Raw genomic sequence first — 16,289 nt, forward strand, 5'->3', positions numbered from 1 at the left:
GGACATTTCTGTGTTAGAACTGCTCAAGTTTTTATTAGAGAAACTCGACTTTTTATCCATTGCTGAAGCGGTCAGGAAGCGAGGAAATCGCCGCGCTGCGGCGCGACTACACCTGATCTTAGTACAGTCCTACGAGATATTAGAGCTGTACAGCATCCTTTTGGAGGAGTTGCAAGCTGCTCTTGAATCCCATGAGGTTGTTTGTGAGCGCCATCGTTTCCACCTAAACCCAAGTCATGTTTCCTCCTTGCTCGCTCGGCAGTCATCGAACCTTGCCGTAATGGAAACACTGACACATGATCTGTTAGACGAGCTTCGTATGATCGACAACGAATTTGCTGAGGCTTATCGGCGCCTCATGCCAGGAAAGTTTGGAATTTTGTTCGATGCTGAGTGGCTGCTCGCTAGCGGACGCCTACCGTTAGCAGAAACCGAACCGAGTGCTTTTCCGGCTTCGACCGACGGGGCTTACCGTACACTTTGGTTCACCCCAGACCCACCCAAAGAAGATCGCCGAGAGTTGGAGAAGTATTTATACGGATGGAACGGTCGGGAAAAGACTGTATTGGATGTGAATATTCATGACGGGGATGCGTTCTTCGAGGCTGTAAGAGAATACTTTCGTACAGAGGACCCAGAGGGACGGCTAAAAGATCTAAAAAAGGCTACGGAGGATTATCGTGAGGTGCTTCTTAGCACCTTTACTACTCAAGACCTTCTGGCCGACATATCCAAGGTTCGAAGACATTGCGGCATGCTGCCATAAAGCTTCAGATGAGGCTGGGAGGGGCTCCGCTAACATCGTGCTGGGGCCGATACAGATAAGGCAACGCGGTTCAGCCCTAGCTTAATCACAATGGCTTGAACGTCAGCTCTTGGCCGAAATAGTAGGTTCGTGCATAGGCGCTATCGGCCCAAAGCGGCCCTTCCGTCGAAACCGGCATACTGATTCAGCTGTGTTATATAGTTGGCACGATAATCTATGCAATGCTGCCTATTTATACTTAATTTAATTTCTATGGATAGATCGTGAACAAAAGGCTGTATAACCTGAATAAACTCGCCGACGGGTTCATTGAGGTTATGTAGAGGGTGTTATAGTCACTTTTAAATTACGAGAGGGTATAATGAACTGGTTAATATCTTTAAACGGTAATAGGAATGTGCTCTACAACATGGTTAATTTTATGACTTCGCCCCATTTCAGTGTCTATGAAGATTCGGAAGACCATCTAGGTGAAGCATATTTCCTCAATTTTAATCACATACAAGGTAATGATAACGTCGAAGAAGTTGTGTCAGCGGTAAAAGGGTTGATTCAATTGCTAAATGGAGCATTGGCGATTGACTATGGCTTTAATCAGTACAAGAGGTATGTCTCTATATCCGTGGATCGTATTTTTTATTCTGATAAAAGGGCGCCTCGTGATAGCGATTGGTCTGAGGTAAATTTTTTAGATAACATACCTGCATCTAATCCCTTTATTGGTGACGAGCAACGTTCTCGATTTGTTAATCCGTTCAATCATAAAACCACAGCATATATTCAATTATGCACAGACCACGAAGATATTTTTAATCTCCTTAGACAATCGTCAGTAGGCTTTGACTGGCGTAATTTGTATTGTATTTGGGATACTATTTGCTATCACAGTAATGGGCAGAAAGATGCAATTGCAAACCTAAAACTCGATGATAAAAAAGTTAATGCTTTTACTGGAACAGCAAATAGCTTTGGTGTCTTAGGCATTGAAGCAAGGCATGGAGTCAGAGGGTGGGCAATCCCAAAAGATACAATTGATTTGGATAATGCAATAGATATCGTGAATGAAATTGTATCTAAATATCTTTCAAAAAACTATCCCCTCAATCGCAAGTGAAAAGAATACGAACAAGTAATTTAACAAGGAATTTAAGACAAATTCGCAACGCTCGGCATTCTCATTTTTAAATTGAGTTTTGTGTTTACGGTGCAGGGGGGGAGGTTTGGTGGTAGCGTTGCTCACAACTTAACGCGGCGTTAGGTATACAGGAGATCATGAAATGAAGCCAAAGGATCTGAAGCTAATAAACTACAACTCGATGGTTGAGGTCTTTCATTCGGAATCAGATCGAGGCGCTGCAGTTTTGGCAGGAAGTTACACAGAGAATGTTCTGGGAAAGTATCTTGCTTATAAAACAATAGATAAGTGCAGTGAGAAAGAGTTGTTTGGGTCAAATGGCCCTTTATCAACCTTCTCGCAAAGGATACTTATTTCAGAAGCTTTCGGCCTAGTATCAAAAAACACTGCTGAAACTCTTCACTACATTAGAAAGGTAAGAAATTACTTTGCTCATCACCCTCTAGATGCATCCTTTGATTCTAGCCCTGTGAGAGAGTGGATTGGAATCTTAAGGGGCTTAATCGAGTTAAGAGGTGACCAAGAAGAAGTTCGATCCGAATTGAGTAATCGAAATGTGTATTTGCTCTGCTGTGGATATTTCTCAGCGTCTACACATGTAAAAATGGGAGATCGTGGTAATTATGAATAATAAAGCAAGGCAGCAAACCCCTTCGGGGAGGCCTCCTTACAGTCGCCCCTGCTTACGGTGTTATATCAGAGACGACTAAAAGACCGTTCTTGGCCGATACCAGAAGCTAGGCAGAATCCCTGCCTAGCTTCCATCCAACCTAAATCCCTATATAGCTCACCCCGCAGACAACACCGGCAACCAAAGCGCCAAAGCAACCAGCGTCGCCAGTAGCACCGGCGGCGTAATCAGCAGGCCGATTTTCATATACTGGCCCCAGCCAATTTTGTATCCCTTGCCCGCTAGCACGTGTAGCCAGAGCAGGGTGGCGAGGCTGCCAATGGGGGTGAACTTGGGTCCCAGGTCATTACCAATCACGTTGGCGTAGACCATCAACTCCTGAGTGACGGCAGGCACGTTCGCTTGATCAATCGCCAGCGCGCCGACCAGTGTCGAGGGCATATTGTTCATTACCGAGGCCACTATGGCGGAAAGGAAGCCGGTACCCAGCGTGGCGATAAAGTTACCCTGTTGTGCCAGCCATTCAAGCGCCAGCGCGCCATAATTTGTCAGCCCTGCATTACCCAGCCCGTAAACGACGAGATACATGCCGATTGAGAACAGCACTATCTGCCAAGGGGCGCCGCGCAACGCACTTGATACGGAGACGATGGCGCCACGGCCTGCTTGCCACCAGCGTCCGGCAATTGCCATTAGCAGCACCGCGCCTGTTCCCGTTACAAAGGCGATGGGAATGCCTAGCGGGGCGGTCACGAAGTAGGCGATCAGCAGTGTTGCCAGCAGCGGAAACGCCACTCGAAATATCAGCGGGTCCTTTATGGCTGAGCGCGGTGGGTCGAGGTTTTCGACGGCGTAGTGTTTAGGAATGCGGCGGCCAAAGGCTATCCAGAGCACGGCCAATGTAGCCGCTACTGACACCAGGTTCACCGGCACCATAACCGCCGCATAGCGATCAAAGCCAATATCAAAGTAGTTGGCACTGACGATATTAACGAGGTTAGAGATCACCAAAGGCAGGCTTGCAGTATCGGCGATAAACCCCGTCGCGATGATGAAGGCCAGCGCCGCAGGCGGCTCAAATTTCAGGCGCAACAGAATAGCGATCACAATGGGCGTTAGCAGTAGGGCGGCGCCATCGTTAGCGAAGAAAGCGGCAATGACCGCGCCGAGTAACACGACCAGCGGGAACAGTAGATGCCCGCGCCCATTGCCCCAGCGCGTCACGTGCAGCGCGGCCCAGGCGAAGAACCCCGCTTCGTCTAAAATCAGGGAAATGATAATCAGGGCAACGAACGTAAAGGTGGCATCCCAGACGATGTCCCACACCACAACGATATCCGCTAAATGCACCACGCCCATAAGCAGTGCCACTAACGCGCCGCCCAGCGCGCTCCACCCGATACCCAAACCCTTAGGCTGCCAGATCACCAGCACCAGGGTGACGACAAAAATGGCCAGTGCCAACATGAAAGGACCTTACGTCAGTGAGTGTTTTGGTTAACGCGGCGAGAGAGTTCTTCAGCACTCTCGACACGCTCTGAATAGCGGTCGGTAAGATAGGCGGACTTGTCGCGCGTCAACCAGGTGAATTTCACCAGTTCCTCACACACATCGACGAGACGCATATAAAGAGGTGAGGGCTTCATGCGTCCGGCATCGTCAAATTCGGTGAACGCTTTAGGTACAGAGGATTGGTTAGGGATGGTGATCATGCGCATCCAACGCCCGAGGATTCGCATCTGGTTAACGGCGTTAAAACTTTGGCTGCCGCCAGACACTTCCATCACCGCCAGCGTTTTACCCTGAGTAGGGCGAACACCGCCCAGCGATAGCGGTATCCAGTCGATTTGCGTTTTCATAATGCCCGTCATCGCCCCATGCCGTTCGGGGCTGACCCACAGCATGCCTTCGGACCACTGGGCAAGGTCGCGCAGCTCTTTTACCTTCGGGTGATCGGCCTCTGAATCATCTGGCAGCGGTAAGCCAGACGGGTTAAAGGTACGTACTTCACAGCCGTACCAGCGCAGCAACCTCGCCGCTTCTTCGGACGCCAAGCGTGAAAAAGAGCGTTCGCGCAGAGAGCCGTAAAGCACCAGAATCCTGGGTGAATGACGCGGCGCATCGGGGCCCGCCAATACGTCCACGTCAATCGGCTGCAGCTTTTGAAGATCAATGTTGGGCAGGTCGTTGAAACTGATAGGTTCGCTCACGGGTGGCTGCCCTTAAGGTGCACTACCTCACCATCTTCTTTGGTAAACGTCGTTACTGGGTTGGCCAATAAGTCGAGTACACGCTCTGAAGGGCGGCACAGGCGGGCGCCTTTTTCCGTTACCACAATGGGGCGGTTGATCAGGATGGGGTGCGCGATCATGGCGTCTATCAGTTGATCATCGCTTAATGCTGGATCATCGAGATTGAGCTCTTCAAAGGGCGTGCCCTTGCGGCGCAGTAGCTCTCTTGGGGTAATCGCCATCATCGAGATCAGTTCGACCAGCCGCTCGCGACTGGGTGGTGTTTTTAGATATTCGATGACGTGCGGTGTCTCACCGCACGCTTCGATGATCGCTAACGTATTGCGTGATGTGCCGCAGGCGGGGTTGTGATAAATCGTCGTTTTCAAAAGAGTTATTCCTTCTCGGTAGTGAGAGAACAGTCAGTGAAGGCCGTCAAAAGCGGCTCGCAAATCTCTGGGTGTCCCGCACAACAATCGCGAACCATAAAGCCCAGGATTTGTTGCATATGGCTGAGATTGGCGCGATAGATAATGGAACGGCTCTGCCGATGAGAGCTGACCCATCCTGCCCGTGAAAGCACTGAAAGGTGCGCCGACATCGTGTTATGGGGCACCGATAACTGGCGCGCAATTTCCCCCGCAGGAAGACCTTCAGGCTCATGGCGTACCAGAAGCCGAAAGGCTTCAAGGCGAGTCTCTTGAGAAAGGGCACTAAAACTGGCCGTGACGTTTTTAATTTCCATATGTCCAGTATTATAGACATATTGCAAAATAGCAATCACATTAGCTTGTGTGCAGTGCTTGGAATGTTAGATCTAAGCGTTGATCGTCAGGCGTTGCCGCCGAAGGTTTTGCGCCAATCGCGTGGGCTAACTTGATGGCGCTGCCGGAAATGTTGGCGGAAAGACGTCGCTGTGTGAAAGCCCGCCTTTTCTGCAATCGCTTCTACCGACAACGAGGTGGTTTCCAAAAGCTCGCGCCCACGCCGTAGCCGCTCGCTCACTAGCCACGCCACAACGGTCATGCCGGTGGCTTTTTGGAAGTTTCGCGTAAAGGTACGGCGGCTCATGGCGGTGCGCTCAGCAAGCTCGTCAATCGTGTGCGATGCCGATAGGTTTTCTCGTAGGTAGTCGAGCAGGCGATTGATATGCGCATCTTGGGTTGAGGCGGCAACCGGCTGCTCTATGAACTGCGCTTGTCCACCTTCCCGATGGGGTGGAACGATCATGGCACGGGCCACCTTGTTGGCAACCTGCGCGCCATAGTATTCGCGTACCAGGAATAAGCAACAATCCAGGCCAGCAGCGGTACCGGCCGACGTCACTAGACGGTCTTCCTCCACATAGAGCGCATTGGTGTCCAGCGTAACGTTGGGAAAGCGGCCACTAAAATCCTGCTCGGCCATCCAGTGGGTCGACGCTCGCCTGCCATCCAACAGCCCGGCGTAAGCCAGCGCATAGGTGCCGTAACACAGCCCCACGACGTGAGCGCCTCGCTCATGACAACGAACGAGCGCCTCACACAACTCTGGCGGCGGTGCTTCATTCAGGTCATGCCATCCAGGCACTATCGCAATATCCATGTTATCCAACAGTTCTAAACCGCCATCGGGCTTCACCGTCATTGCCCGTTCGCCTTCGATGGAATTTCCCCCAGGTGCCACAATGGAAAGATTGAACAGCGTGCGATCAGACAATGCTATACCAAACACCATATAGGGCACGGAGAAGTGGAAGGGGCTGAAGTGTGGGTGAAGGATTAGGCCGACATTGGGTAGAGACAAAGCGCGACTCCTGCTATGCGTTTTATAACCTGCTATGCGTTTTATAACCTGCTATGCGTTTTATAAACAGTAGCATCATGGCCCAAAAGTTTCGATAAATGTCTTTCAGGCCAATTCTTTTGTTGATCGAGCCTCTCTAAACTACTTGCCATTACCCGTAACGAATTTAAGGAAGTACACAGATGCTCATCAAGACCCTCGCTAGTTCTCTCGCCATCGCCACGGCCCTTATCGCTCATAGCGCATCCGCGGACTCGCTCTCTCAGGAGGCAACGCAGCAGGTGCAGCAGATCCGCAATGCGACTGTGAAAATCACCTATGGGGACACTACTTTCCTGATTGACCCTATGCTGGCCGAGCAGGGCGCCTATCCGGGATTTGAAGATACCTACCGTAGCGAGTTGCGTAATCCGCTGGTTGGGCTGCCAATGCCGGTGGAAGATGTGATCGGCGATATAGACGCTGTCATCGTCACTCACACGCACCTCGACCACTGGGATGCCGCCGCGCAGGAGCAATTGCCAAAGGACATTCCCTTGTTCGCTCAGAATACCGCTGATGCCGAGCTGATTCGCGCTCAGGGATTCAGCGATGTGCGCATTCTGGAGGCCAGCACCGAGTTTGGCGGCGTGCAGCTTCACAAGACGGGCGGCCAGCATGGCTCCGATGCTCTCTATGCTGTTCCTGAGCTGGCGCAATCACTAGGTGACATCATGGGTGTCGTCTTCGAAGCTCCGGGGCAGAAAACGACGTATTTAGTCGGCGATAGCGTATGGCGCGATGAGGTCGAACAGGCAATGGAGCGCTACAACCCAGAGATGATCGTGCTGAATACCGGTGCTGCCGAGGTAGACGGTTTCGAAGGTGATCCCATCATTATGGGTAAAGAAGATACCCTGCGTACCCACCAGAAAGCCCCGAATGCCACCATCATCGCGGTGCATATGGATGCCGTAAACCATATGACGCTAAGCCGTGACGAACTGGCCGATTACGTGCAGCAAGAGGGAATTCAGGAACACGTACTTATTCCCGCCGATGGTGAGGTCATTTCCTTCTAATCCCAAGGGCCGCTTCTTTATATAGCGGCCTACTTCTTCTTGCCAGCCTATTGGCAAACGCTACTGAAAAGGATTGATAATATGAGTCATCGCGCAATCATTGTCGTCGATATCCAAAATGAGTATTTCCCCGGCGGCAAGCTGCTGTTGAACGGTATTGAAGAGGCTGCCACGAACGCAGCTAATGTCATTGAACATGCCCGGTCGGCAAACGATCTTGTCCTCTATTTTCAGCATGAATCTGCCGATCCAGACATTCCTTTTTTCACCCCTGGTACGCAAGGGGTAGCCATTCACCCCATAGTCGCGCCGTTGGGCGAGGAAACGGTACTAGTGAAGCATTTTCCTAACTCGTTTCGTGAGACCGGTTTGCAAGAGCTGTTGGACCAGCAAAATATTGAGGAGGTCGTCATTATTGGCGCAATGAGCCACATGTGCATCGATGCCACCAGCCGTGCAGCGTCGGATTTGGGTTACAAGACGACGATTATCCACGATGCCTGCGCCACGCTGGATCTTGAATTCGATGGCGTGACGGTGCCAGCGCCTCAGGTTCACGCAACGATAATGGCAGCCTTGGCCTTTGCTTACGGTACGGTCACTACAACAAAGCAGTATATTGGCTAACGCCATCGCTCTACGTGGCCGCCCGCCGCCTTCGAAGCCTTACGGGTGGAAGGCGGCACCCTCGGTTTCTGATCCTTGCTCGTCATAAAAGCGGGCGACTAGCAAGTTCAAGGCCCAGCACTATCAAAAAGAGCAAAAAGCACTGACGAAACCGCTGAGGGCTAATCCGCATCCGCACATACTGGCCCGCCCACATTCCGATCAGCGCAGGAATAATCGCCAAGGCGGACGTGCCTAGTTGCGAGACCTGGAAAGCATCATGGGCGAACAGTCCTAATGCTAGTGCAAGCGTGGAAATGGTGAACGATAAGCCCAGGGCTTGCACGAATTCTTCCCGGCTCATATTAAGCGAGGCAAGGTACGGCACTGCTGGCATCACGAATACACCTGTTGCGCCAGTGACGACTCCCGTTATCAAGCCGATAACCGGAGAAAGCCACCGCTCCAGGAACGTGGAAACGGAGAAGGCGGGGGCAAGCAGCGTATAACCGGCGTAGACAATCAAAGCGATGCCGAGCCCAAACCCAGACCAGAGTGGGTCTACGCGGACTAATAAGGCAGCACCAGCGATGGTGCCCAAGCAGATACACAGCATCATTGGCCAGAGCCGCTGCATCAGCTGTGTAATCGATGGGCCAGAAAACAGCTGCCAGACATTGGTCACTAAAGAGGGAAGAACGAGAAGGGCAGCAGCGCTCGCCGGTGGCATCGCTATAACAAGTAAACCCATCGCGACGGTTGGCAGCCCCATTCCAGTGACACCTTTCACCACGCCAGCAATCAAAAAAGTGCCAATCAGGAGCAAAAGATACAGCATGAGATCGTGCATAGAAGGCTCGTGTTAAGGAACGGCTGAGAGCTAAACTGAAGCTCAGGATAATACCCGGCACAATGCGGAATTATTAGCTCACCTTTCGGATAACCCGACTGACTGAGTTTCTGCCAAGCAGGCTTGGCTTAGGGGAGAGTTCACTACAGGATCATATTAACGAACAGGCATGTGCCGCAGGTCGCCTGCTTGATCTGCGAATTCGCATGAAAACATACGAAGGTGTGTGCGAGATGGTTTTTCACAGGGTGGGCATCGACCTATTGCACGGTTCTCCTGCTAACTGTCCAGCACCTGTTAACCGTGCGGGTTAACCAGACTTGCCCGCTAACGTCGATAACACATTTGGCGCAAGAATCTGTGAAAGGACTTCAGGCTCGTTTTGGTCTGGTGTGTACCATAAGTAGAGAGGTACCCCTGAGCGGCCGTGTTGTTCCAAAAAAGCGGTGATGGCTGGGTCACCATTGGTCCAGTCACCTTTCATGGTGATCACATCCGCCTGCGCAAATGCTTGTTGCGTGCTGGCTGTATCAATGGCTCGCTGTTCGTTCATATGGCAAGTGACGCACCAGTCTGCAGAAAAGTAGACAAAGATGGTTTGCTCCTGTTGCCGAAGTTCGGCCAAGCGGTCCGCGTCAAAGTCGAGTGTGCGTGTGGCGGGGGAATTTGCGGCGGCATTAATGGGCGCCTCATGGCCCGCAAAGGAGCCGGGAACGAGGATGCTTCCCGTCAGCGCGAGTACGGCCGCGAGTGCTGCCGGTACCCAGACCAAGCGCTTGCCGTTGCGTTGGCGCAGGCCGGTGAACCAAAGTCCTATCGCCAGTAGTAAGATCAGAGCGAGGCTTGCAATCATGCCGTTATTGCTGAGCTGGCGGCCAAGCACCCAAGCTAACGCTAAAGCGGTTAGGAACATTGGGATGGCCATGATATGCCGAAAGGTGGCAAGCCAAGGGCCTGGCCGAGGAAGGCGACGGCGAAGCATTGGTATGAAACCAAGCAGCAAAAACGGTAAGGCAATGCCCAGGCCCAGGCCCACGAAAACCGTCAGTGCGGCAACCGTAGGGAGTACCAAGGCTGCGCCAAGCGCTGTGGCCATAAATGGGCCGGAGCAAGGTGTTGCGACAAAAGCGGCAAGTACGCCCGTCCAGAAAGCGCCGGCCATTCCCTCCTGGTTAGCCAGTTTGGAGCCAGCATTGATGGAGCCTAGTTCAAAAAGACCTGCCAAGTTAAAGCCTATCGCGGCAGTCAACAGCGTAAGCACCACAATGACCCGTGGGTCTTGTAACTGAAATGCCCAGCCAACGTGAGTACCGGCTGCGCGCAGAGCAATAATCGTTGCGCCCAGGATCAAGCAAACGAGGACCACACCGGCGGTATAGGCTAGCGCCTCACGCTGGGCTTCGCGTTGACCACCGGACAGGCGTGCAAGGCTAAGGACCTTAAGGCTGAGAATAGGGAAAACGCAGGGCATGATATTGAGCAGAACGCCGCCCAGTACGGCGCCGAGAAATGCGGTCAGTAGTAATGTAGAACTACTTTGTACGCCAGCTGTGCTTGCGTTTGGTGTTGGCGCACCATCACTACGGCTAACTAATGCTAAGCCGGTTCCATTGCCCAGTGACAGAAGTGCTTCGAACTCGTCAGGTGGATTGTCTGTCTGCCAGTATTTTGCCAACTGGGTTTCAATAATCAATGTGTCGCCTTCACGACTAAAAACCTGCTCAGACGCGTGATCAGCCACGTTATCGGTGGCAACAAACAAGTGTGGATCGTTGAGTTCCACGCTGGTGGGCAAGGGGATGCTTAAGCGCAGTTGGTTATCATCGGTCGTCACAAAGCTGGCTTGCGAACCGAGAGGCCTGGGAAGCTCACGCCGCCATTCATCGAAGCGTGCTTTGCGCTCAGGCGTAATGTGGCCATCGCCTGCGACCAGCGTAGTGGCAAGCGATGCCTCCTCCGGAATGCAGGCATCAGCGCGGCAAGCCAAGTAGTTGAAGTCAACGCTAATCGGCAGAGAGGTCCCTGCGGGCACAGAGGCGTCTATTTCAATGGGCAGCAATAGTGCATAAGGGTGCTCGTAGACATGGTTCATCAGATCGCCAGTCATTAGCGTCTGCGGTACTGGGTAAGCGGCATCGCCTACGCTGACACCTTCCGGCAATTGCCAATTGAACTGCGGTGGTAGGCCAATACTACCCGGCTGTTTCCAATACCCATGCCAACCTGATTGCGGCTCCATGAAAACGGCTAACGTGCTGGAGGAACCAGGTGCCGGTTGATCTGTTTCCGCTACCAGAGTGCTCTTAATCAGTACTTCGCCCGAGATGCCGGGAAATTCCTGTGCAGCGCCGATCTGGGGAGTCAGCATTAACACCAGGCAGAAAAGGACAAAATAGCGATAAAGGAACGTGGGCATTGGCTATCAGCCCGCGTGAGGCGGGCTGCTCCAGTAAAGAAAGGGGGGCCGCGCTATGGCTTGCGCGGAGTGGCTTACGCTTATTGGCTGAGGCGCTCGACAGCTTCGCCTAATGCGGTGTCTTGTGGTCCAAGCTTGTCGGTTATCTTGCCGTCAGCATCAATTAACACAACGCTGGGTATCTGCTGAACGCCGAATGCACGGTGTATATCGCCCTCGGCGTCAAGCAACACCGGTATCGCCGTCTCGGTGGTATCAAGATAACTTTCGACATCGGACTCTTGGGTCCAAAGACCAGAAATAATGCCTACCCACTGTACGCTTTGGTCTTCGCTCAGCTGGTTGACGGTTTCGCGTACGCGGCGGCAGGCGGTGGAGGTTTCTGGCTGGCTCTCGGCAAGATAAGGCTCACACCACGTGGCAAAAAACACCACACCCAGTGGCTTGTCTGTCGTCTCCCGAGTCAGGTCGATGGTAGTGCCGTCACGCGTGGTGACATCAAGGTGAGTCACCGTATCGCCCACCGTTAAAGCGTTGGCGTCGATATCCTTGACGGCGGCTCCTTCGGTCGCTGCTGAGTTGGGATCAGCGGGTTCAAGCACTGCCTGTAGCGCCTGTTCCAGGGCTTGATCGTCACGATGACCAATGTGAGTGATGTGACCACTGCGATCAATCAGAACGTGCTGCGGGGTAACGCGTAGATTCAGCGCTTCGGCTAGCGTGCCGTCATCTACCGTGATAGGCATGGTCAGGCCCATTTCCTCGCGATAGACACGTGCGGATTCTTCGGTGTCAGCGTAGCCGGTGTTCACGGCGATGACTTGGATATCATCACCATGCGCTTCTTGAAATGCTTGGAACCCGGGCATCTGCTGGCGGCAGGGCACGCACCAGGTTGCCCAGAACTTTATATACACGGGTTTTTCGCCATATAGCGCGCCTAGATCAATAGTCTCACCATCCAGCGTGGTAATGCTCAGCTCGGGGCCTGGCTGACCAATTAAGGACTCGCCAGCCGCTATGGCACGCTGTTCACCGTCGGCATCTTGATCATAGGCTTGATCGGCGTCTGGTTGCTCAGTGGTCTCGGTGGCGTGTGCCGAACCGAAGCAGCCGACCAACATGGCGAGCAGTATCGCCGCTGAACATTTCGTGTTTACTATACGCATTGATTTCATCCTTTTGGCAAATCGTTCTGAGCTAACGTAAAGAGCTAAGGTAAAGAGCTAACTCAAGAACCGGCATAAAGAACTAGCTCGAGAACTGGCACAAAGATTTAGAACGGTAAAAGTGTAGAGTAGATAGTGATTGTGAAAGGCTTCATGGTCTAAAAAAAGCACCAAGACTGATGGGTTTCTATGTACCATGGAGGGATGAGTAAACTTCGTTTTTCACTTAATCGCCAAGGCGAGCAGTCTTTGTCAGAGCAGGTGCGTTCGAGCATTGCTGATGCCATTCGACAAGGGCATTTATATGAGGGCGCACGGCTGCCTTCATGGCGTGATCTTGCCACGCAACTGGGCGTTTCACGAGGCACTATTAAAACGGCTTATGATCGGCTGAGCGATGATCAGTTAGTCATCTCAAAAGGGGCCGCCGGTACGTTCGTTAGCGCCGTGCTACCCGCGGCACCAAAAGTGGTGGTTGAGGCCTCTCGACTACCACTGCCTGATCTCTATCAGGATCTGGAAAGCGCGCCCAGGCTTTTTCAAGTGGGGGTGCCTGCGCAAGATGGTTTTCCCTTTAAGCAGTGGTCGCGCATCATGCTGCGCGGTTCACGCCAGGCGGTGGCCGAGTCACTGCGTTATCCTGACCCACTCGGAGAGCAGACACTACGCAAGGAAATTGCTGCCTATCTGGCCGTGGCTCGCGGGCTGCTTTGCTCTGCAGACCAGATCATCATCACCAATGGATATGCGGGTGCGCTGGGCTTGGCATTGCACTTGTTGCGCCCGGATTCAAAGCGGGTGTGGGTTGAAGACCCTTGTTACCCACTCAATCGGCACGCTTTGTCTTTGGCAGGCTTTACCTCGGTTCCTGTTCCGGTCGATGACCAGGGGATTTGTGTGGAGCAAGGGATAGCGCTTGCTGCGGAGGCCCGGTTGGCGATTGTGACGCCAAGCCAACAAGCACCGCTGGGTATGCAGTTGTCGCTGGCTCGCCGTCAGGCGTTGTTAGCATGGGCTAAAGAAAACGATAGCTGGATCATCGAAGATGACTATTTAAGTGAGCTGCAGTTAAGCGGCCAGGCAACGCCCGCACTGGCCTCGCTGGACCATGACGAAAGAGTGATTCACATGGGTACTTTCAGTAAAACCATCAGCCCACGGTTGCGGCTTGGTTTCATGGTGGTGCCTGCGAGGTTGTCGGAGCGCGCGGGAGATACGGCCGCCGCATTGTCACCCGCGTCTGCACTGCCTAGCCAGCTAGCCGTTGCGGAGTTTTTGCGCGACGGGCATTACTTGCGCCATATTCGGCGTATGAAGCGTCTGTATATACAGCGCCGGAATGCGCTGCTTGCACTCATGGACAGCACGGTTTCAGTCAATCATATGGCGGGCTTGTCGCTGTTGCTCCCCTTGGCTGATGACACTGACGATGTTGGCATTGCCGAAGCGGCAGCGGCCTTTAACCTGGCACCGGCGCCGTTGTCTCCCTGGTACGCCACGCAAGCCAATGCGCGAAAAGGATTGCTCTTGGGCGTCACTAATCTATCGAGCCCTGCGCTTGAAGAAGGCTATCAACCGTTGGCGGCACTGATTGCTCGTCATCGCCAATAATGTGCTTGCAGTTGAAAAACCACTCTTATTGAACGTCGGCTTCACCAGGTCGCTTGCTGCGTGTTCTTATCTTAATATATGCTTTATATACGTTTCATATATCAAGGCATTCCATGGGTATCGTAAAAATCAACGACCAGCTACACGAAGATATTCGTAAAGCCAGCTCGGTCATGGTGCGTTCGATCAACGCACAGGCGGAGTATTGGATTAAAGTGGGTATGTTGGCAGAGGCTAATCCAGGCATGACCTTCACCGACATTATGCGCGAGCAGATGCAACAGGCAGACATTGAAGTAAGGCAGGTGATCGGTGGATAACGTACCGCTGAAAAGTGCAGAAGAGTTGACGCTGATGCGCGAAGCAGGGCGCTTGCTGGCGCAGGTGTTTGGTTATCTTGATACGTTAATTGAGCCGGGTGTCACCACCATGCAGATCAACGATTGGGCCGAGCGTTATATCGTTGATGAGCTAAAGGCTCGCCCGGCCAGCAAAGGGCAATACGATTATCAATATGTGCTGAATGCGTCTGTGAACCAAGTGGTGTGTCATGGCGTTCCCTCCGAGACACTCACGCTAAAATCAGGCGATATCGTTAACATTGATATCACGATTGAGAAGAACGGCTATATTGCCGATTCAAGCAAGATGTACATGTTGGGTGAGGTAAAGCCTATTGCCAAGCGCCTGGTCGATAAAACCTATGAGGCGCTGTGGAAGGGCATCCACGCGGTTAAACCGGGGGCAACACTGGGTGATGTAGGCCATGCGATCCAGCGGCATGCGGAACAGAACGGCTACTCGGTGGTGCGTGAATATTGCGGCCACGGCATCGGCCAGGAAATGCATGAAGAGCCGGAAGTCGTGCACTACGGAAAGCCAGGGCACGGCGTGGTATTGAAAGAAAGCATGGTATTCACCATCGAACCCATGATTAACCAAGGCAAAGCCAAGGTAAAAATCAAAAAAGATGGCTGGACAGTCGTGACCAGCGACAAGTCCTTATCCGCGCAGTGGGAGCATACAGTGGCAGTGACGGCCGAGGGTGTTGAGGTGCTTACTTTGCGTGATGAAGAGCGTGTTTAATTTTAACCAGTTAGGCGATGCAAGGTGACCTATGACAAGTCATCTGAAAACTAGCCGGGCGGACGTGAAAGCAGGCTTTTGAGAGACAGTGGTATTAAAAACTCCATGCCGTCGCTAGACTCCATGCCGTCGCTAGAAAGTAACGGCGTGGTTATTGTGAACTCGGCTAGCGCTTACAAATACTCCAGCACATCAAAGTGATCGCACCCCGGCAGCTCAATTAGCTCTGCTTGAACGTTGGCTGCGCGTAGCAGCGCTATAAAATTGTGTCCCTGCTGATGAAACGCGGGTGGGTCGTTTTCGGCAATCACAACCTGGCAGGCGGGCAGTGCGGTCAGCTCGCCAAACTGAGGGCTAAGTGCGCGTGCCTGTGATTTGGTCAGCTTTAGAGGGGCGTTAACGTAGGTTTCTACCAGTGGCGTAAGGTCATAAACACCGCTGACCAGCACCAGCTTATCAATAGGAACCCTGCCGCTAACGGCTACCCAGTAAGCCAGTTGGGCGCCCGCGCTATGGCCTCCCAGGGTGATGGACCACACGCCGTCGCTTTCTGCCAGCGCGTGGTAGGCCGCTTCTAGCCCCTGAATGCACTGAGTCATCATGTTTTCAATGGTGTGGGTTGGGGCTAAGCCATAGCCAATTGAGGCGAAGGCCATTCCCCGTGCCAGATAGCGCTCGGCCAGAAAATCCGTGGCAGTGTGGTCAAGCTCCTGCCAGTAGCCACCGTGAATGAATACCATCAAAGGCCACGGGCCTTCTCCCTGCGGAATAAACAGGTTAAGGCACGCCGCCGGGTGGTCGCCATAGGCGACCGTTATCGGTGGGTGGCGGTCCCTTAGCGTGCGTCCGGCATCCGCCTGACGTGTAAGAGTGGATTCAAACTCTGACGCAAAATGGCTCGGTGAGTAGGCCAGATCCGGCGTTAGCTTTGTCATGCGTGCT

Annotated in this window: 17 protein-coding genes; 8 read left to right on the forward strand and 9 right to left on the reverse strand. The window is 52.8% G+C overall.

Annotated features, from left to right (window positions below; all coding sequences use genetic code 11):
- The first annotated feature begins 10 nt into the window (after positions 1 to 10).
- The 3 genes from ACT3TC_RS02030 (at position 11) to ACT3TC_RS02040 (ending at position 2,532) form a co-directional block, all read left to right on the forward strand.
- Positions 11 to 766: a hypothetical protein gene (locus tag ACT3TC_RS02030; RefSeq protein ID WP_444638923.1), complete on the forward strand. Its 756-nt coding sequence runs from the start codon at positions 11 to 13 to the stop codon at positions 764 to 766.
- A gap of 361 nt (positions 767 to 1,127) precedes the next feature.
- Positions 1,128 to 1,880, forward strand: coding sequence for a hypothetical protein (locus ACT3TC_RS02035; RefSeq protein WP_444638924.1), 753 nt, complete (start codon positions 1,128 to 1,130; stop codon positions 1,878 to 1,880).
- 163 nt (positions 1,881 to 2,043) lie between these two features.
- Entirely contained in the window at positions 2,044 to 2,532 is a 489-nt protein-coding gene (locus ACT3TC_RS02040; protein WP_444638925.1) for a hypothetical protein, read from the forward strand.
- Between the two features lie 156 nt (positions 2,533 to 2,688).
- On the opposite strand, the gene ACT3TC_RS02045 is transcribed toward ACT3TC_RS02040, so the two are convergent.
- The 5 genes from ACT3TC_RS02045 to ACT3TC_RS02065 form a co-directional block, all read right to left on the reverse strand.
- Entirely contained in the window at positions 2,689 to 3,999 is a 1,311-nt protein-coding gene (locus ACT3TC_RS02045) for an arsenic transporter (RefSeq protein WP_444638926.1), read from the reverse strand.
- Positions 4,000 to 4,013: 14 nt separating this feature from the next.
- The gene (gene arsH / locus ACT3TC_RS02050) at positions 4,014 to 4,742 is read right to left on the reverse strand and encodes an arsenical resistance protein ArsH (RefSeq protein WP_172116446.1); all 729 of its coding nucleotides are present in this window, start codon (positions 4,740 to 4,742) and stop codon (positions 4,014 to 4,016) included.
- Positions 4,739 to 5,152: an arsenate reductase (glutaredoxin) gene (arsC, locus tag ACT3TC_RS02055; RefSeq protein WP_444638927.1), complete on the reverse strand. Its 414-nt coding sequence runs from the start codon at positions 5,150 to 5,152 to the stop codon at positions 4,739 to 4,741. The genes arsH and arsC overlap by 4 nt, the downstream gene beginning before the upstream one ends.
- A gap of 5 nt (positions 5,153 to 5,157) precedes the next feature.
- Complete coding sequence (locus ACT3TC_RS02060; protein WP_172116447.1) at positions 5,158 to 5,508, reverse strand: ArsR/SmtB family transcription factor; 351 nt, start codon at positions 5,506 to 5,508, stop codon at positions 5,158 to 5,160.
- Positions 5,509 to 5,594: 86 nt separating this feature from the next.
- Positions 5,595 to 6,548 carry a GlxA family transcriptional regulator gene (locus ACT3TC_RS02065; protein WP_444622598.1) on the reverse strand — a complete coding sequence of 318 codons (954 nt, stop codon included), beginning with the start codon at positions 6,546 to 6,548 and terminating at the stop codon, positions 5,595 to 5,597.
- A 182-nt stretch (positions 6,549 to 6,730) separates the two neighbouring features.
- Between ACT3TC_RS02065 and ACT3TC_RS02070 the strand changes: the two genes are divergently transcribed.
- Together ACT3TC_RS02070 and ACT3TC_RS02075 are read left to right on the forward strand one after the other, a co-directional pair.
- Positions 6,731 to 7,609: an MBL fold metallo-hydrolase gene (locus tag ACT3TC_RS02070; RefSeq protein ID WP_172116449.1), complete on the forward strand. Its 879-nt coding sequence runs from the start codon at positions 6,731 to 6,733 to the stop codon at positions 7,607 to 7,609.
- 81 nt (positions 7,610 to 7,690) lie between these two features.
- Positions 7,691 to 8,236, forward strand: coding sequence for a cysteine hydrolase family protein (locus ACT3TC_RS02075; protein ID WP_172116450.1), 546 nt, complete (start codon positions 7,691 to 7,693; stop codon positions 8,234 to 8,236).
- An 82-nt stretch (positions 8,237 to 8,318) separates the two neighbouring features.
- Here the strand turns inward: ACT3TC_RS02075 and ACT3TC_RS02080 are convergent, their stop codons facing one another.
- The 3 genes from ACT3TC_RS02080 to ACT3TC_RS02090 form a co-directional block, all read right to left on the reverse strand.
- Positions 8,319 to 9,065 (reverse strand): sulfite exporter TauE/SafE family protein, encoded by a 747-nt coding sequence (locus ACT3TC_RS02080; RefSeq protein WP_172116451.1) that lies wholly within the window; start codon positions 9,063 to 9,065, stop codon positions 8,319 to 8,321.
- A gap of 310 nt (positions 9,066 to 9,375) precedes the next feature.
- On the reverse strand, positions 9,376 to 11,481 hold the full coding sequence (locus ACT3TC_RS02085; protein ID WP_444638928.1) for a protein-disulfide reductase DsbD family protein: 2,106 nt from the start codon (positions 11,479 to 11,481) through the stop codon (positions 9,376 to 9,378).
- An 80-nt stretch (positions 11,482 to 11,561) separates the two neighbouring features.
- On the reverse strand, positions 11,562 to 12,650 hold the full coding sequence (locus ACT3TC_RS02090; RefSeq protein WP_444638929.1) for a TlpA family protein disulfide reductase: 1,089 nt from the start codon (positions 12,648 to 12,650) through the stop codon (positions 11,562 to 11,564).
- A gap of 204 nt (positions 12,651 to 12,854) precedes the next feature.
- Between ACT3TC_RS02090 and pdxR the strand changes: the two genes are divergently transcribed.
- The 3 genes from pdxR to map all read left to right on the forward strand — a co-directional run bounded on the left by pdxR (position 12,855) and on the right by map (position 15,347).
- Positions 12,855 to 14,261 carry a MocR-like pyridoxine biosynthesis transcription factor PdxR gene (pdxR, locus tag ACT3TC_RS02095; protein ID WP_444638930.1) on the forward strand — a complete coding sequence of 469 codons (1,407 nt, stop codon included), beginning with the start codon at positions 12,855 to 12,857 and terminating at the stop codon, positions 14,259 to 14,261.
- Positions 14,262 to 14,374: 113 nt separating this feature from the next.
- On the forward strand, positions 14,375 to 14,581 hold the full coding sequence (locus ACT3TC_RS02100) for a ParD-like family protein (RefSeq protein ID WP_087105660.1): 207 nt from the start codon (positions 14,375 to 14,377) through the stop codon (positions 14,579 to 14,581).
- A complete protein-coding gene (map, locus tag ACT3TC_RS02105) occupies positions 14,574 to 15,347 on the forward strand; it encodes a type I methionyl aminopeptidase (RefSeq protein ID WP_444638931.1) in 774 nt (257 codons plus the stop codon). The genes ACT3TC_RS02100 and map overlap by 8 nt, the downstream gene beginning before the upstream one ends.
- Positions 15,348 to 15,520: 173 nt before the next feature.
- Here map and ACT3TC_RS02110 read toward each other — a convergent pair whose 3' ends face one another.
- On the reverse strand, positions 15,521 to 16,282 hold the full coding sequence (locus tag ACT3TC_RS02110) for an alpha/beta hydrolase (protein WP_444638932.1): 762 nt from the start codon (positions 16,280 to 16,282) through the stop codon (positions 15,521 to 15,523).
- Positions 16,283 to 16,289 lie beyond the last annotated feature (7 nt).

The organism is Halomonas sp. AOP27-A1-41 (genome assembly GCF_052378605.1).
Taxonomy (GTDB): Bacteria; Pseudomonadota; Gammaproteobacteria; order Pseudomonadales; family Halomonadaceae; genus Vreelandella; species Vreelandella citrativorans.

Bases quoted from the DNA above. Each gene is read 5' to 3' on its own strand.
- ACT3TC_RS02035 (WP_444638924.1), top strand. From the start codon at position 1,128: ATGAACTGGTTAATATCTTTAAACGGTAATAGGAATGTGCTCTACAAC.
- ACT3TC_RS02040 (WP_444638925.1), top strand. From the start codon at position 2,044: ATGAAGCCAAAGGATCTGAAGCTAATAAACTACAACTCGATGGTTGAG.
- ACT3TC_RS02045 (WP_444638926.1), bottom strand. From the start codon at position 3,999: ATGTTGGCACTGGCCATTTTTGTCGTCACCCTGGTGCTGGTGATCTGG.
- ACT3TC_RS02060 (WP_172116447.1), bottom strand. From the start codon at position 5,508: ATGGAAATTAAAAACGTCACGGCCAGTTTTAGTGCCCTTTCTCAAGAG.
- ACT3TC_RS02070 (WP_172116449.1), top strand. From the start codon at position 6,731: ATGCTCATCAAGACCCTCGCTAGTTCTCTCGCCATCGCCACGGCCCTT.
- ACT3TC_RS02075 (WP_172116450.1), top strand. From the start codon at position 7,691: ATGAGTCATCGCGCAATCATTGTCGTCGATATCCAAAATGAGTATTTC.
- ACT3TC_RS02080 (WP_172116451.1), bottom strand. From the start codon at position 9,065: ATGCACGATCTCATGCTGTATCTTTTGCTCCTGATTGGCACTTTTTTG.
- ACT3TC_RS02085 (WP_444638928.1), bottom strand. From the start codon at position 11,481: ATGCCCACGTTCCTTTATCGCTATTTTGTCCTTTTCTGCCTGGTGTTA.
- ACT3TC_RS02090 (WP_444638929.1), bottom strand. From the start codon at position 12,650: ATGCGTATAGTAAACACGAAATGTTCAGCGGCGATACTGCTCGCCATG.
- pdxR (WP_444638930.1), top strand. From the start codon at position 12,855: ATGAGTAAACTTCGTTTTTCACTTAATCGCCAAGGCGAGCAGTCTTTG.
- ACT3TC_RS02100 (WP_087105660.1), top strand. From the start codon at position 14,375: ATGGGTATCGTAAAAATCAACGACCAGCTACACGAAGATATTCGTAAA.
- ACT3TC_RS02110 (WP_444638932.1), bottom strand. From the start codon at position 16,282: ATGACAAAGCTAACGCCGGATCTGGCCTACTCACCGAGCCATTTTGCG.